Raw genomic sequence first — 15059 nt, forward strand, 5'->3', positions numbered from 1 at the left:
ATATGCTCTCAAGGGATGTGGCACCTTGCCGATAACTTGAGAGTCACATTGTGACCGTCGGCGGTTGATTCGCCGATGAACGACAATCGGGAGACTCTATGAAAAAATTCGTTGCTGTCATCGTCGCTCTGCTTTGCGTTGCCAATGTTGCTCACGCGTGTCCGAAGGGCGAGCATCCTCATGGAGGAACCGGCTCGCATCACAATGGCGGCTACTGCTCCTAAGTCAGTCTGACACGCAAAATCAAATGACAGCGCGGCGCTTCTGGCCGCGCATGCAAGTTTCAAAGTCGATGTGTCGCAAGGCCGATTCCCACCGGCCCGTCACCGTTAAGACTTGACCAAGTCGAGGATTTGAGCCTCGAACTGATTATTCGCGGTACACGTGGTTGCCGTGCCGGTGGAGTTGGCGGGCATTGGGAACGACGCCGAACCTGCGGTGTTGAACGAAACGGAGTCGCTTGACCGCTGAGTAATACCCTCGGGCACAATCGTCATGGTCGTATCACGCTTAACGATATACCGAGAGCTTACCGTAATGCGGGTGTGGGTCGCATCAACGTCTTCGAAGACGATGTTCATTCGGCCATCGAGCGACACGCGACGGTCGATGTTAGTGAGGCGCGGCGAATGAAAAGCTCCAACCCAGCCGGTACCCTCAAATTGCTGAATGGGTGATGCAGCAGCAATGTCGTACACTCGCTCGCCTTGAACGTTCTTCACTTCTGAGTGAACTCGGCCGCAGTCGATATATTTCGACGGGTCGCCAGCGTAGCTGATGTTAACAATGCCAGAGCTCTTGTCGATGGTATTGATGACAAAAAACTCCTTGCTCAGCTTGGGAATAGCTGCTTGCCATGCCGCATCACGAGACCGGGCGACAACGACGGTGTTCTCATTGGTTTTGTAGGCAGTAGGTGCTGAGTAGTGCGACGCGCCTGACACACATCCGGTCAATGCCAAAACGACAGACGTCAACGAAATAAGGCGGAGATGCTTCACGGTATCCTCGGTGGTCTTTTTTGATAGTAGGAGCCCCTGCTGAAACTCGTTTGTTCTGAACCGCTTCATGAAAACGAGTTTCGGGGCCTATGTTTATCGACCTTCGCCGCATTTTCTTTAGGTGTAGCGCTGTTGCGTTAATCGCTGGGCCACGCTATCGCTTGTGCTGCCAACGCCTCCGCTGAACCCTCTGGAGCCAGATATTCATCGCAGATGGCGATTGCTCGCACAACCTCCGTGTCTGCCGCGTCTGCTCGCGTGGAGAGTTCGTCGCGCCAAGCCTGCACAGTAGCGCGACCGTTGTGGTTGACTTCCCATACGCAGTAATCCATCAGCGTCACCAGTTCCGATGCGGGGATATCTCCGAGTGCCTCATCCTTCACGCGTCTGCTCCTTGTCAAATTTTGGCCGCCAACAGATAGTGTGCACTCCAACCGAGACTCGTCTTGTCCCAATGCCTCGCTACAGTGGTGCTCGTTCGGCGACACGTCCGGTCGCCGCGACATCGAGGAGATGAACGAGCATGCGCACCTCTTTTGAAGGCCTCCGTTGCGGCGTATGTGAATGCGAGCTTCGCGAAGATTACTTCAGTTTGTCGAAACGGAGCCAGACCGTAACAGCCACGCCTTCTGGAAACGTAGTGATGGTGTCTGAGGATGAACTGGTCACAGACTTCTGTGGGATTGAATGCAGCGACTACGCTGAGGTCGCCATCACGTCGACGCTGACCACGCCGTACCCGTCGGGTGACGGAAAGACCGTCCCATGCTCGTTGTGTCTCCGGCCTGTCGACCGGCGTCAGCCTCATGTCTCGGTCTGCATGGCCAAGCTCGAGGACGCGTCTAAGCCGTGGCTCGTCACAGCTAACGTGCGCGACGAACGCGAGCTCGCGGTGTATTGCGTGAACTGCGCTCAACCACATCGCGCACGTCATGCCGAACCGCAGCGTGATGACTCAACGTCGGTGGCTTTCGCCCGCATATGAAAGTCTTTCTGGATGATGAGCGCGCTACCCCGCAAGGGTGGACGCGCGTATATTGGCCTTTGGAGGCAATCCGCTTACTCGAGACTGGCACGGTCGTCGAAATTAGCCTTGACCACGACTTGGGCGATGACACGCGCGGAACCGGCTACGACGTTGTGCTCTGGATAGAAGAGGCTGTTGCTCTTCGCGGCTTCCGGCCGCCCAAGATTGTTGTGCATTCTGCCAACAGCTCCGCGCGAGCTAAGATGGAGGCAGGGGTGCTCGCAATCGAACGTCTCGCGCTTAAGCACAGGTAAGCGCGCGCAGGCCGCGTGAAGCAGGGCGCCTTTGACCGCTGCAAGCGAGTCCAAATAACTGAAGAAACCTGATGGGAAAACCGGAACAAAACAGCGAAGAAGCGGCTGCGGTCGCGCGCGTCGCCAATGCTGCTCGAGAAGTGCAACTCGCGTCTCAAGCTATTGAAGAAAAATTCAACACGGGATTGAACCAATCTGACCGAACGTTGCTGCTCGCCCGTCTGACAGCCGCTATCACCGAACTTCAGGCAGCGCGCGATGCGTTGGACGCACTGCTCGCACGCAAGTCATTTCACTGACGAATAGAGGGACCACAACTGTGGCCGGTCGAGGTAAGAAGCTTCGCGTCCGGCGCCCGTGGCCATGCATCCACGCTTCCGAATAATCTCGATATTGCGTTCAAGTCGTGAATATGGTCTGATAACGGCCGGCATACCCGGAGCCTGCAGTCGCGCAACCACATCGCTGGTACGGCAAATCCGGTAGGTTTCTTTTCCAAACGTTCGATAAGTTTCAACCCCGTTTGCCCGCCTCAGGCCAACGGCAACGCGCGACGCCTCTCGATTACCTGATGTGGGCACAACCAAACGGAGTTGTGTCGTGGCTACATTCGCCTCTTCAAGCGCGGCGGCTCTTAATCCAGAGAGCATCATTAAATCCTTCTTGGCCGACTGCGGCTTCGAAGTCTCGCTCGAGCAAGCGAGTTCCCTTAATTCAACACTAGGTATTGCGGACAGCGACAATCGGACCGCTGTCGCCAGGCAGTTCGCACAGGGATTGCGCCGATTCGGGCTTGATTTAAAGCACACAAAGATACTGGACCTACTCGCACGTTTGGCTGGCAACAGCAATCATCAGCAATGGCTACAAGGCGCCGGTGCCGCGGTCAATGCTTTTGAGCTCGTAATCTCTGTTGAAGAAGACACGGCCAATATTTTGCGGTTTCGACATATCGGAGACGCTGTCAGGGCACTCTACGAAATCGTGGGACACGCTCAAGGTAACAACGAACCGGCCTTATGCGACATGAAGCGGTCTCGCTCGGGCTTTGGCTTGGATATCAGGCCAAAAACCTCTCCTTGGTTTGAAGTGACGCTCCGTCACATCTCCCAAGAAAATCGCGATGCTCCGGCTACTCCTTGTGCGATGAGCGACACCGTCCTTCGCAAGACTTGCTTCCAAGTAGTCGAGACACTCAGCCAGCTTAGGCCAACCATGCTGGTCTCAGGCGGCCTGTTACCCCGAGGCATGGCTCCAATCGCGCGAGCCACGTTTCGCATTGTCGCTGAGGTGCCGATTCTTGCCGAATGCGAAGCCGCCGCCGAAGCAACTCTCTTTCAGCTTTTCGAAGACGAGGTGTGCAGTGGGATGGAACCAGTCGGTTGCCGCATTGCGGTTGAAGGCCGGAGTACTCGTTTGTACCTGGAGCCTGAATGGCTTGACTCCACGGTCACTTCAACCGACCGTGAGCTAAAAGCTGTTAGCGCAACTCTCTGGGCCCGCTACCTCCAGTATCGCGCCGCGGTAAGGCAGGACGTCGGAGATGTCGTTCGTGACGTGCAAGGGTATTCGGGAGGGTTATGGTTCGCAAAGGTCGACTACCGGGCTCTTTCATCGGCGATGAAGGAGCAGAGACTCGACCACCGTCAACTCGCGAAGAAAGCTAGGGTCAGCTACCGCGATGTGCGAACGATGGACCATAGGAAGCACGTGTCTCCAGCGTTGCTTATGGCTGTCGCCCAAGCTCTTCAGGTGGAAGACCCGAGCCGCTTGCTGTTGTACGAAGACACTCCTTCGTTCGAGCTGCCGGTAGCGAGTGCCGGTATGTTTGTCGAACTTGTACGCGGCGCTCAGCACGTGGACGTGCAGTTGCCCGACCGGTCCCGTCATGGAAGCGACGGCCCCATGGCGGAGTTAGCTGCCCGCGTACATGACGCAGCGAAGAGCATCGCGAAGGCACTGTCGTCGGCCCATCAAGTCTCGTCGCAGCTACAGGCGAGCGTGGAATCGCTGCGTGCCCTGGCGGGAACTTTGATTGAAGAACTCGCCGCCGCGGGTTACTTGATGTTTCTCGCGCATGACGTGGACTTCGGTTGCGGAATAGACCCTCTGGCAGAACCCTGGAAATACACCCAGCTCAACATGCTGAATATCCAGCTAGAGCATCGACCACCGGGTTTTCTCGAGAGCTACCGCCAACTTGGTCTTTGACCGCTGCCTCATCAATTCAACGCTTTGTTCTCGCGGTGGTCCGCGCCACGTGGCTTCACGACGAAAGTTGACCGCGAGGAAAGCATCAAAAAATATGAGAGAACTTATGTCGAACGCAGAATCCGGACGACGTTCGTCCAACCGTATCAGAGCCTTCGTCCCAATGTCTTGGGACTGGTTTCTCAAGCAAGCAAAACGGATGAGAGTGTTGGTCGGGAAAGACGTGATATCCAGCGCACATGCCCAAGAGTTACTGGCCAAAGTCTTTGATTATAAAGACGCACACGAACTTTATAAACTGATGGCCTCCGGTGAAAGCCCCTTGACCGTCTGGGATAGAGAACTTTCCCAACCACAGGCCAACAGCAGAAGAAGCAATCAGGTTGCTGCCATCGTGGACAACCTGGGCGTCACTGAAGCTGCGGCAGTCGCAATTCTCGATGAGGCAAACTTCACCGACCGGCTCCCGATACCCAAAGGAACCAAGCCGCAAACTCGCTCTGGCGCTGACAGGACTTCAGCCGTCTTCGAAACCGAATCGACTTCCCTTCGGAACACAGGTAATCGCGTCGAGCCCTCGCGTTTGAAGGACCGAGAAGGAGCAGCGGACTTTCTCGGTGATACCCCGGCGCGCACGGCACCGCTTGAGACAAGCGTGACGGTTGTATATCGGAAGCAGCGCACTTTGTGCGCAAAAGCAGGTGAGTAATCTGCTTGAACGACGTCACCATTTGGAATCTAGGAGCACATCAAGGGTGCTCTTGTTGTTTTTATGCGAACCAAACTCAATGTACTGTACAAAACTACAGGTCTGAGCTAATTTTTAGTCGTGGGCCAAGTTGCGTCTACGGTTTGAAGGTCAGAATGCCGAATGCGCTTGACGCGCTTGCTTCAGCTCCTCTTTTGGAGTTTTCGGAGCACCGGCAGAGTATTGCGGCAAATTGTTCTAATTGAGCCCCGGGAAAGCGGCTCGCTCCTAAGCAAGGGATACGCTCGCCCGACGAACCCGCATAGCGCTAAGCATGCGGGTTTTTGCGTTTACGTTGTTATGAACTCAAAGCCTACTGGGCCTCCCAGCGGGCTTTTTTTTCGCCTTAACCTTCGTGAGAGATGAGATGCAAAGAAAAGCAACCAGCTTGATTGACGCATGCAGCGCGCTTGTTGAGCAGCTTGATGCTCATCAGATGGGCGGTGTCATGTTCGTCTGCTGCGTAGCACTGGTCGTCGTTGCAATCGTCGCAATCTGCATAGGTCGGCCACCGCGATGATGCAGGTGGTAATGCGAACCAGCGGAGCAGGCGGGCGAGGCTAATCGATGAAACGGGTCAGAAGGCGCTCACGCAACTCGATTGGCGCCCTTACCAGCCCTGCCTGGGCGAACGTGCCTGCGTCCATCTTGTAGAACGCCGGCTCGACGCGACGCAGCGCAGATATAGCGTCAGGGTGGAAGCCCAGCAGTTCACGAACGTCGGAAGCCGCGCGAGCATATCCGTTGATTGATGGACTGAAATGCTGGTTGTAGGCGCGTAAGGCGTAGGTTTCCGCGAAAAGCGTCGCGAGTCCTTCTTCAAGAACTGAAGCATGATGCTCAACACTTGGCGAAAGCAAGTGAACGCATTCGTGCGCAAGTTGGTAGAAAGCACGTGGAATGTCGTCCAAAGCTGACATTGAGAGCCGGATGGCCACGTGTTGTCGGTTCCCCGGATACCAGATGTGGGGCCGCTCGCCATGAAAATCGACTCCGACGAACGTGTACGCGCGGTCACGCGGCCCATACTCGAGTTCTAGCTTGTGCAGGATATCGCTACAACGCGTTGCGAGCGTCCATGACCAACCGTCGGGGGTCATTTCAGTGATGAGAAGCTGATTGGACATCGAAGCTGGGCAGGAGAGGTCAGTTTGGGCCCGAGTATTCTCCCATGCGTTCGTTGCTGTCTTTACCAAAAGGATTGACGGCATCATGACAGGCTCTTTCGACGACGAACTGTCCGCACACATCGACACGGCTACTGGGTTCAAGAAGTTCAAGCAAATCGGTAGAGCCTAGGTCTACAACAGCCGTCCAGTCGTTGAGGTTGAGGCTTGCGGCTTTGAAGTCATCGGGGGCTTGCTCTTTGCCTTCATCGGAGCGATGGACGACCTGGCCGAACGGAAAACAGCGGCTTCTGTCCGCTCAAAGACGCTTCTTCGGCTCACTTCTTTCGACCCGACTATGGTGGCAGCCGCCTCACACTACGAGCGGGCGGTGCTTGCAACGGACTACGTCTCCGGCATTACCGATTCGTGCGCTGTCACCCTCTACCAGAGGATTCGAGGGATATCTCTTCCTTAGCATGCGCGCCGCTGAGCGACTTCGCTGTCCGATGGGCGGCGGCGCTAAGTCTCGCGCGGTCTTCGCGGCTAGGAGCGAAACTATCATTGACGTACTGTATTCGCTTAAGAAAAAATGACTGTTCCGAACCCATCTGATGAATGCCCTAGTTTTCCAGCTGAGCCAGATGGACCAACAAACGTCAAGAAATTCAGGGAGGCCGTATGTCTGGTGGCGGTGGTGGCGGTGGCGATTGGAGGCCTGAACCGAAGGCTCCTGTAACGACGCCGAATACGACGGGAGGCGGGGGAGGCCCCGGCGGAGGAGACGCCGACCCGTGTGTCATCGAAGAAGTGACGACACTCAACTCCGTCAACCCCGGCGTTTTGCGTAGCATCCGGCAGGGTGACTTGCTGGAGGTCGACGTGATTGGACCGCCACCGCGGCTGGTTGCAAAAGACCTCAACGGGAACACTGTCGGGTCCATTACCTCTCGCTCCATGCTGCAGTTCATCGCTTGCATTCAGAATGGTCGCCAGTACGTCGCCGAAGTGCTGAGCATCCAAGGTGGGACATGCACGGTCCGGGTGAAGCTCAAATGAGTGAGATTCTTGTAGTCGGCGGCGTCTACCACGAGCAGTGTATCTGGCCGGTCTGGGACCAAATTTTCGGCTCCGGCGGGCGTGCTGCGACGGCACTTTCGGGGCATGTCGACAAGGTTACTCTGCACACGTATGCACGGGACGACGTGGCGCGAGAGTTCGATAAGACCGCCGAATTCTTCGAATTCGAGCTTGTCGCGCACCCCTCAGCGACCGGAATCTCGTTTGAATACGTGCATTGCATGTCCACGCCAGTCGTTCGACCGGCGCTCGCTCGTATCCCACCGCTTGCTCCTATTGACGTCGGCGCCGAAGCGGTGTTGCGGTTCGGAATGCTGGAAGGCTCAGCTAGGGTGAATGCGAAGTGGTGCGTTTACGACCCTCAGTCGGCGTTTCATCCCGAGCCGTTCGGCGACAATGGAAGTACGGCCGAGCATCTCGCGATTGTGGCGAACCGCAGCGAGATTGTCGCCATGGGCCAAGATGCAAACCCGGACGTCGCGGCCGCTAACTTATTGGCTCGCGGCGCTGAAGTTGTCGTGGTCAAGTCGGGCCCTGCGGGCGCATTCGTCCATACGTCGGTCGGCACGAAGACTCACATCCCCGCGTATCAAAGCAATCAGGTCTGGACGGTTGGCTCTGGTGACGTTTTCGCAGCGATTTTTGCGGGTCGCTGGGCGGTCCATCACGACGCGCCGGACGTCGCGGCAGAACTCGCCTCGCGGGCGGTAGCGAGCTACGCTGAGACCATGGCTCTTCCGCCTGAGCCGATGCCCGAACTGCAGAAGGCTCAACGTGTTCCCGCGACCACTGTTCCCGGAAAGGTCTATCTCGCGAGCCCGTTTTTTAATCTCGGTCAGCGTTGGCTCGTTGATGAGGCGCGACGCTGCCTGACCGAGCTTGGTCTCGAGGTGTTCTCCCCAGTCCATGATGTTGGCCCTGGTCCTGCCCACGAAGTAGGCCCGGCCGATATCAAGGCGCTCAAGGAGTGCGACCGCGTGTTCGCGATTCTCGACGGCCTCGACGCGGGGACGGTTTTCGAGGTTGGCTACGCACGCGCTGAGGGGACGCCCGTCTACGCGCTCGCCCAGGCCGTCAGCGAGGAGAATCTCAAGATGGTCATCGGCTCGGAGAGCAAGGTTTTCTTCGATTTTGTGACGGCTCTGCACCACACTGCGTGGAAGACATGAGAACGGCTCTTTTACTGTCCGGCGGCATGGACTCGGTCGCAATCGCATATTGGACGCGCCCCGAAGTCGGCATCACGGTCGCCTACGGCCAGCGCGCGGCTCAAGCCGAGGTGCGCGCTGCCGCCGAGGTGTGCGACGTGCTCAACATCGAGCACCATGTGATTGAGGCGGACCTGAGTGCGCTTGGTAGTGGGGACATGGCCGGGTGCGCTCCAGCGACTCTCGCGCCCGTATCCGAGTGGTGGCCATTTCGCAACCAGATGCTCGTCACGCTGGCGGCAATGAGAGCCGTCAGCGTTGACGTGAACAAGCTACTCATCGGCACGCTGCGCACAGACGGGTTGCATGCGGACGGGAAGCCGGAGTTCATCGCAGCGATGAACACACTGCTTGGCTGCCAGGAAGGCAAGATTGCGCTTGAGGCGCCAGCCATCGCCCTGACGGGTGCTGAGCTTATCAAGACCTCCAGGGTCCCGCCTGATTTGCTGGCATGGGCGCATTCGTGTCACGTTGCCAATGAGGCTTGTGGAATGTGCCGTGGTTGCCGAAAGCACTACGAGACTCTCGAGGAACTCGGCGTTGCGCCCTATTAAAGACCCGCGGCCGCTTCGTGACGGTCCATATTCTGACTACGTGTGGCCGGTCGAAAGCAGGACGCCGTTCGGGACATTTATCGCTCCGGCCAACGTGTCGTTTGCCGACGTGTTCGAGAGACGACGGTCGACACGCGCTCTGGCACCAACGCCGGTTGATGCGCTGGTCGGCATGTTTCACTTTGCGCTTACGCCTCGTTATTGGCAACAAGGTGATGGGATGCAGCGCAGCCGTCGTCCGGCTCTTTCAGCTGGCGCGCTCCATCCCATTTCGGTGGTGATTCTCGTTGACTCGGCCGTCTATCGCGTGAACGTCGAGGCCTGCACACTGGATAAGCTGGCATTTTCAGCGGAAGCCTATGCGACGTGGCTTGGCAGATGCCGAATCCTCCTTCCAAAAGCCAACGGGGCCTTCATGGCGCTTATCGCGGACTTGGGCCGGCCGAAGGCCGCCTATGCGAACTGCGAATCGCTCATCTTGCGCGATGCCGGCGCAATGCTGCAGACGCTTGCGCTTGCGGCAGAATGGTTCGGTCTTGGATTTAGCCCGCTCGGGATTCTCGGGAACGAGGTCGTTGCCGCGTTGCCGGCAAGTGAGCAACTGCTCGCAGTTGGTGGTGCGGCCGTCGGGCTGCCGATACGGGGCAATTGAGGCGCGAGCCTCAGTGGACGCTCACCGCGTCGCTTGAGAAAAGGTCGAGCTGTTCCGCCTTCGGACGTGTCTTGCGCAAGATGGAGGAAAGCTGACGCATATGGTCCCACATGAGACCGTCCAGAGTTGCTGCAGACACCTCTATCGCCCGAGCGAACTGAATGAAGCTCGCCTCAAGCTGTCTGTAATGCGTTTCAGGCTGCCAGCTCTCTGGGAACAACCCGAGGTGTCGACCGACACGTAGGATGTGGATATCCAGAATCGCTACCTCACTCTTCGGTCGCATATTGCGGACAATCCATGAGGCGGTCTTGAGGCCAATGCCGGGAAGCTCATTCAGCAGGTCTCGAAACGCAACGTCGTCCTCAGGAGGCGTGAACCCAGCTAGCCGTTGGAGGCAGCCACTCAGGTACCGCGACTTCTGTCGAACAAACCGGTATTTACGAGAGCGGCCCCGGACCATAAACGGCTCGCTTAAAACTTCCTCAAGCTCGTCTGCCGATACGCCTGCACGCAAGAGGTCGCTTTCGCGGACACGAGAATAAGCAGCCAAGGCCAGCTCGGCGGGCATTCCCCATCCTCCGAGCAGGCACGCAGCAACCTCTTCGACAAGGGAGCGGCCGAGGCGGAAGTCGCAGAACGTGCCAGACTCCGTATGCTGCCACGCCTGGCCACGCCAGTATGCCGGGGTCATTAACTCATCGAACGCACCCCACTGGATTCCAGGAAGAACCTCTTGGGTTACAGGTGGCAGAGTTAACTCGCGGAGTTCTCCCGCGATGTGGGCGTACATGGTCTGCATCGGTCCGGTGCTCGTCTGGTGAATGTGGCGTGCGCGGATTGGTAAGTCTGCGAGGCGTCGCATGATACATCAGTCCGGCAGGCGACTCGGGGAAAGCGCCCTCGAACTGCAATGGATTATAGACACAGTCAAAAAGTTGCTCGTCAGGCTTTGCTCACCGCGCGGGTTATCTGATTTCAAGTGACAACTGCGACCTCTCTGAGCGGCGCACTCGCATGCGAAGCCGTCCACCGGTTTCCCAACCAGACTTGATTTGCTTTTAACGTCAGATGATTTGGGCGAGCAGAGATTCGCCGCCCAGCGGGCGGGAACTGTCCGTGTATGCTGAGGGCAGCGGCGAATAACCTACCACCTTCTCATCAAATTGCTCTTTAGGCTGTCCAGTACCGAACCGGAGCGAGCTGGGGCTATAGCTGCTGCACCGGGGATAGAGGAATCCACGCCCGATGCTGATTCAAGCGCTGCCTGACGTCCCATCATTGAAACGGGATTCGCGCCAGGATTCTGCCATTGCAAGGGAACACCGACTGGTGCCCAGTTGATGGTCAATTCAAATATCGCGTTGTTTGCAAGGTACCGCCCTGCTCCCCGAAAGCCTTCATCACAACGCACTTCGTCTGTCGCATTGAGTCCGTCCCCGGTATGCAAAGCGTGAGGCGCGTCCCACACATTCGCACGCCAAACACAGTGTTCGGAGTTTGCCTCAACAATCACTGCGACATTTTCTGCGAAAGCAGGCGGGCAGGTGAGCAGGAACACGGTAATTGGCAGCAAGAATCGGTTTAATGACAGTAAGCACATACTGACCTCGCGAAAATATGCACGGAAATGCCGTGCTGCGGGGAGCGTCCCGTATTCCTTAAAGCACAGAATAAAATTCCGTCGAGGCGGCTGCCAGTCGAAATTTGTAGAGAGTGCCCTAGACGAGGCCGCGATAGAGAGGCTGATGAATGGGCGACCCAACAATGGTCGGGTGCTTTTTCGGCCTAATTTCGGGTTCCAGCCGCAGCTGCTCCAGAAGCCCCGCATCGGTTGGTGGCTGCTCCGAGCGCGCCAGCGCTGCTCATCCCCGCTGTGCCGGAACAGGCGGCTTGGCTTGGCCGATTTATGGTGACATCAAACGCGTCCACCCATGCGAACCGACCGTCAATCTCAACACCGTAGAATCCATGCTTACTTTCAGTCACGGGAAGTGGAGCATGAGCGGCTGGAATAGTCGCGTAAATCTGGGACTTGGATGAAGGCTCAACATACAGCTTGAGCGGCTTTTGACTCTTGGGGTCCGCCGCACGGGCAAACATGGTTGGAGCCGATGCAGGAGCTTCCAAAGTCGCTTGCCTGCCCAACGGGACAAGACCGCTTGCTCCTTGCATACCCGCCGCGGGAGGAGCAGGGTTCCCAACTATTGCCCAGTCCCCAGCTATGACGAACGACGCGTCGGTCGCCGTGTACCTCGCAGTTCCCGAATATCCGCTTTCGCAGCGCACCTCACTCTCGGCATCCAGTTGTTCGTGGGCGGACAGTACGTGAGGGGCTTTCTGCGGTGATTCTTTAACGCTGCAATGCCCGCCCGCGGCATCGACTACCACTGCAACTGGTGATGCTTGCGCTGAGCCGTTGAGGACTGCCAGCGCGAGCATTAGCCACAGCCGCGAGCCACTGATGAGAGAACGCATTCTCTACCTCCCACGAGAGCAGTTTGGGAATTAGCCCGAAATACAGTGCGCCCTTTGCGTAAGCCAAGCCACTCTGCATTAGGACTGGCTGACCTCAGCGACGCTGCGTGCTTTAGCTCTGCGTTTGACCAGATAGTCCCCGAGTGCCTCTGCCTTTCCGGACAACCACGGGTGCGCGGCCAGCGCCGCAATAACCAGAATAAAGTCGAGCCACATAATGCGCCAGCGCAACATGAAAGCCAATCCTAGTAAGATTACGGCCACTGCCGACGCGTAAATGGTGACTTTCTCAATGCGTTCCCATCGCTTTTCGGCATGCTCATCCCCGGCGTGTTTTGTTTGCTTTCCCTTGAAAACGGCTATGGCGAAAAAAGGTAGACCTAACGCAATATCGAGCAGATTTCGAGTGAACGGAGTAAACTCGTAAAGGGGTTCAAACGCGAACGTATAAGCTGCACTCGCGTGATAGAACACACCGGGCGTCAAATCCCCGCCGGGCGGAATGAACACGTCTGCGCCGTTACGCTGCGTCGCGTCTCCCAGAATAACAATCTTGCCCGTGAAGTCATCTTGCGCATCTACCACGCTGACCCGGTGGAGGGTGCGCAGCCGTTCGGTTTGCAACTGCTGAAGCTTGCTGTAATTGACGAGTCGTCCGTGAGGCTCGTCCTCGTCGTGTTCTGATTTCGATTGGGTCTGCGACTCGGGCGAGGGTTCCGACCGTGACTCATTGGGTGCCTCCTGTTGAATCAACCATGGTCTGAGCCACCTTGGTGCGTCTGGAACCGCGGAATTCTGCAAATAGTCCGCGGCCATGGCGTAACCCAACGAGGGCAGTTTGTTGTGCCCTTCCTGATTTACCACCCACTGAACTGCTCGATACATGCTGTTCAACGCCTCCGGGTGCGTGCCGGCGAGGTCGGCCGCGAGCGTTTGATACTTTGGCAGACCAAGCCAGCCGTCGGGACTAGCTTGTCTGGTTCTAAATATCCCCAACCTGATTTTGGTGCGGGTGGTCTGATTCACAGACAGGCAATAGTCGAAGAACCCGGGGTCTTCGGCGCGGCTTATCCATCCGGCGGGGCCTGGCGCAAAGTCGATATCAACACCAACCACTGCGGCATGCGCGTCGACCAGAGCCGATATTATCTCCCGCAGGGCTGGACGAGACGTTGGTACAGGGTTGGCGGCGTCGGTGCCTCCTCCGGCGAGTTTCGAAATATCAAGGACGACCACGGGCAAGCGAGCACCCGTGAAGTTGGAGATTCGCTGTTCGAGAAATTCGAATGCTCCGATTTCAGCTAGACGGCCGGGCGCCGTCGATTCGAAAAATGTCTTCGCGCAGAGGATGAGCGCCGTAATGACGACGGCGTAGGCGAGATTGACCGCAACGGACTGTCCGGGTTTCTTCTCGGGTTCAGCGGCGTGTCCGTCACGAAAAGGAGACGGTTGTGGAGGAGTCGGCGGGCCGCCGGTCGACGCAGGGGACTGCTGGTTCGAAGGCAGCTGAACTTCGTCGGTCATTGGGACCTCACTGGGCAGGGCCATCGCACACCAATCCGGCCGTTTCGGTAACCGCGCTCAAAATCTTAACCTGCTATTGCGCATTCGAAGGCTGAGACGCGTCCAGCTGGTACATCGCAACATCATTCGAGCATGCAGCATCCGGACTTGTCAGGCTAATCAATGCTCCGCAAAGCAATCTGTTTCATGACATCATTCACGCGTCCGCGGCAGGAGAAGTAAAGATTTTTCGCCGCTTACTCTGGGGCTTCGTGCGTAGCCTCATAAACGGCCTTCCCGACACGCAATTGTCCGGCAAGAGGAACTGCCAGCCCCTTTTGAAGAATAGCCTTGCGTCGCTGCTCGCTGAAATTGAGGTTCGCACGGCCTATCGAAGGTCCGCCACCTAGGTCAACAATCTCACGGTTGCGAAGCTGAGCGACGAACCGCTTTGGAAGACAGACCTCGCGCAGGGCGATGGCACCAAGATACGAGTGGATACCGTGCACCAAGCCAAGGGCGAAGGCATTCCAGCCGTATTATTCGCAGCGCGGACAGCAGACCTCAATAAACTGCTAGGTGGCATGCACACAGAAGACGGGCGCATCGGTTACGTGGCAGCCACGCGAGCAGAAGACCTTCTCATTGTCGGCGTGCCGAATACAACGCCGAAGAAGGTGGTCAAAGAACTTGAAAAACGCGGGGTTCTCCAATGGTCTGCGTAAGACGGAGATGCCCCCTACTCGAACGTGGGGCCATTGCGCAGAAATGAGCAGGTCAGTCCATGGCGATAATCGCTTCCAGCTCGACGCGAACTCCTTTCGGCAGCGCCACGACCTGGTAGCACGCGCGAGCGGGGTACGGCTCTGAGAAGAACTGCGTGTACACGTCGTTTACGGTCGCAAATTCAGCAAGGTCGGTCAGCAATAGCGTGGTTTTCACGGTCTTACTAAGGGAAGTTCCGGCTGCCTCGGCGACGGCAGCCAAACTTTTCAAGCATCGTTCAATCTGCTGGGCTGCATTGGTGCCCACAATCTCACCGGTCGCCGGGTCTAATGGAATCTGTCCAGAGACGAAAAGAAATCCATTCTTCTCGATGGCTTGTGAATACGGGCCAATTGCTGCCGGTGCCTGCGCGGTCTCAATTCTCTTCATCCTGTCCTCATAGGGGAAAGGCGTCCACCTGTGCATGCCATGGTAGTGAACACCATCAAGGTTTACGGGAGGGTCGCCACCT

At 57.2% G+C, this 15059-nt stretch carries 15 protein-coding genes; 9 read left to right on the forward strand and 6 right to left on the reverse strand.

All coding sequences use genetic code 11. The features are described 5' to 3' along the window. Positions 1-329: 329 nt before the first annotated feature. Entirely contained in the window at positions 330-1070 is a 741-nt protein-coding gene (locus VOM14_RS18665) for a hypothetical protein (RefSeq protein WP_327630209.1), read from the reverse strand. 68 nt (positions 1071-1138) lie between these two features. After that, complete coding sequence (locus VOM14_RS18670; RefSeq protein WP_327630210.1) at positions 1139-1384, reverse strand: hypothetical protein; 246 nt, start codon at positions 1382-1384, stop codon at positions 1139-1141. A gap of 140 nt (positions 1385-1524) precedes the next feature. Here VOM14_RS18670 and VOM14_RS18675 point away from each other — a divergent pair, with 140 nt between their 5' ends. The 5 genes from VOM14_RS18675 (at position 1525) to VOM14_RS18695 (ending at position 5202) form a co-directional block, all read left to right on the forward strand. After that, positions 1525-1986, forward strand: coding sequence for a hypothetical protein (locus VOM14_RS18675; RefSeq protein ID WP_327630211.1), 462 nt, complete (start codon positions 1525-1527; stop codon positions 1984-1986). Beyond that, a complete protein-coding gene (locus VOM14_RS18680; RefSeq protein ID WP_327630212.1) occupies positions 1983-2282 on the forward strand; it encodes a cyclic-phosphate processing receiver domain-containing protein in 300 nt (99 codons plus the stop codon). Before VOM14_RS18675 ends, VOM14_RS18680 begins: the two co-directional genes overlap by 4 nt. 71 nt (positions 2283-2353) lie before the next feature. Next, positions 2354-2581 carry a hypothetical protein gene (locus VOM14_RS18685; RefSeq protein ID WP_327630213.1) on the forward strand — a complete coding sequence of 76 codons (228 nt, stop codon included), beginning with the start codon at positions 2354-2356 and terminating at the stop codon, positions 2579-2581. A 301-nt stretch (positions 2582-2882) separates the two neighbouring features. Then, positions 2883-4493, forward strand: coding sequence for a hypothetical protein (locus VOM14_RS18690; RefSeq protein WP_327630214.1), 1611 nt, complete (start codon positions 2883-2885; stop codon positions 4491-4493). A 106-nt stretch (positions 4494-4599) separates the two neighbouring features. Further along, complete coding sequence (locus VOM14_RS18695) at positions 4600-5202, forward strand: hypothetical protein (RefSeq protein ID WP_327630215.1); 603 nt, start codon at positions 4600-4602, stop codon at positions 5200-5202. A 599-nt stretch (positions 5203-5801) separates the two neighbouring features. Here VOM14_RS18695 and VOM14_RS18700 read toward each other — a convergent pair. Continuing rightward, positions 5802-6455 (reverse strand): hypothetical protein, encoded by a 654-nt coding sequence (locus tag VOM14_RS18700; RefSeq protein ID WP_327630216.1) that lies wholly within the window; start codon positions 6453-6455, stop codon positions 5802-5804. A 947-nt stretch (positions 6456-7402) separates the two neighbouring features. Between VOM14_RS18700 and VOM14_RS18705 the strand changes: the two genes are divergently transcribed. The 3 genes from VOM14_RS18705 to VOM14_RS18715 are packed head-to-tail and all read left to right on the forward strand — an operon-like array spanning position 7403 to position 9841. Continuing rightward, positions 7403-8596 (forward strand): PfkB family carbohydrate kinase, encoded by a 1194-nt coding sequence (locus VOM14_RS18705; RefSeq protein WP_327630217.1) that lies wholly within the window; start codon positions 7403-7405, stop codon positions 8594-8596. Further along, a complete protein-coding gene (locus VOM14_RS18710; RefSeq protein ID WP_327630218.1) occupies positions 8593-9189 on the forward strand; it encodes a 7-cyano-7-deazaguanine synthase in 597 nt (198 codons plus the stop codon). Before VOM14_RS18705 ends, VOM14_RS18710 begins: the two co-directional genes overlap by 4 nt. Positions 9190-9229: 40 nt before the next feature. Then, complete coding sequence (locus VOM14_RS18715) at positions 9230-9841, forward strand: hypothetical protein (protein WP_327630219.1); 612 nt, start codon at positions 9230-9232, stop codon at positions 9839-9841. 10 nt (positions 9842-9851) lie between these two features. Here the strand turns inward: VOM14_RS18715 and VOM14_RS18720 are convergent, their stop codons facing one another. Next, entirely contained in the window at positions 9852-10643 is a 792-nt protein-coding gene (locus VOM14_RS18720; protein ID WP_327630220.1) for an 8-oxoguanine DNA glycosylase, read from the reverse strand. 1754 nt (positions 10644-12397) lie between these two features. Further along, a complete protein-coding gene (locus VOM14_RS18725) occupies positions 12398-13843 on the reverse strand; it encodes a CHASE2 domain-containing protein (protein ID WP_327630221.1) in 1446 nt (481 codons plus the stop codon). A 413-nt stretch (positions 13844-14256) separates the two neighbouring features. On the opposite strand from VOM14_RS18725, the gene VOM14_RS18730 reads away from it, so the two are divergent. Next, positions 14257-14547, forward strand: coding sequence for a 3'-5' exonuclease (locus VOM14_RS18730; RefSeq protein ID WP_327630308.1), 291 nt, complete (start codon positions 14257-14259; stop codon positions 14545-14547). Between the two features lie 52 nt (positions 14548-14599). Here the strand turns inward: VOM14_RS18730 and VOM14_RS18735 are convergent, their stop codons facing one another. Next, positions 14600-14977 (reverse strand): RidA family protein, encoded by a 378-nt coding sequence (locus tag VOM14_RS18735; RefSeq protein ID WP_327630222.1) that lies wholly within the window; start codon positions 14975-14977, stop codon positions 14600-14602. Positions 14978-15059 lie beyond the last annotated feature (82 nt).

Origin of the sequence: Paraburkholderia sp. MPAMCS5, assembly GCF_036016995.1 — a bacterium.
GTDB lineage: Bacteria > Pseudomonadota > Gammaproteobacteria > Burkholderiales > Burkholderiaceae > Paraburkholderia.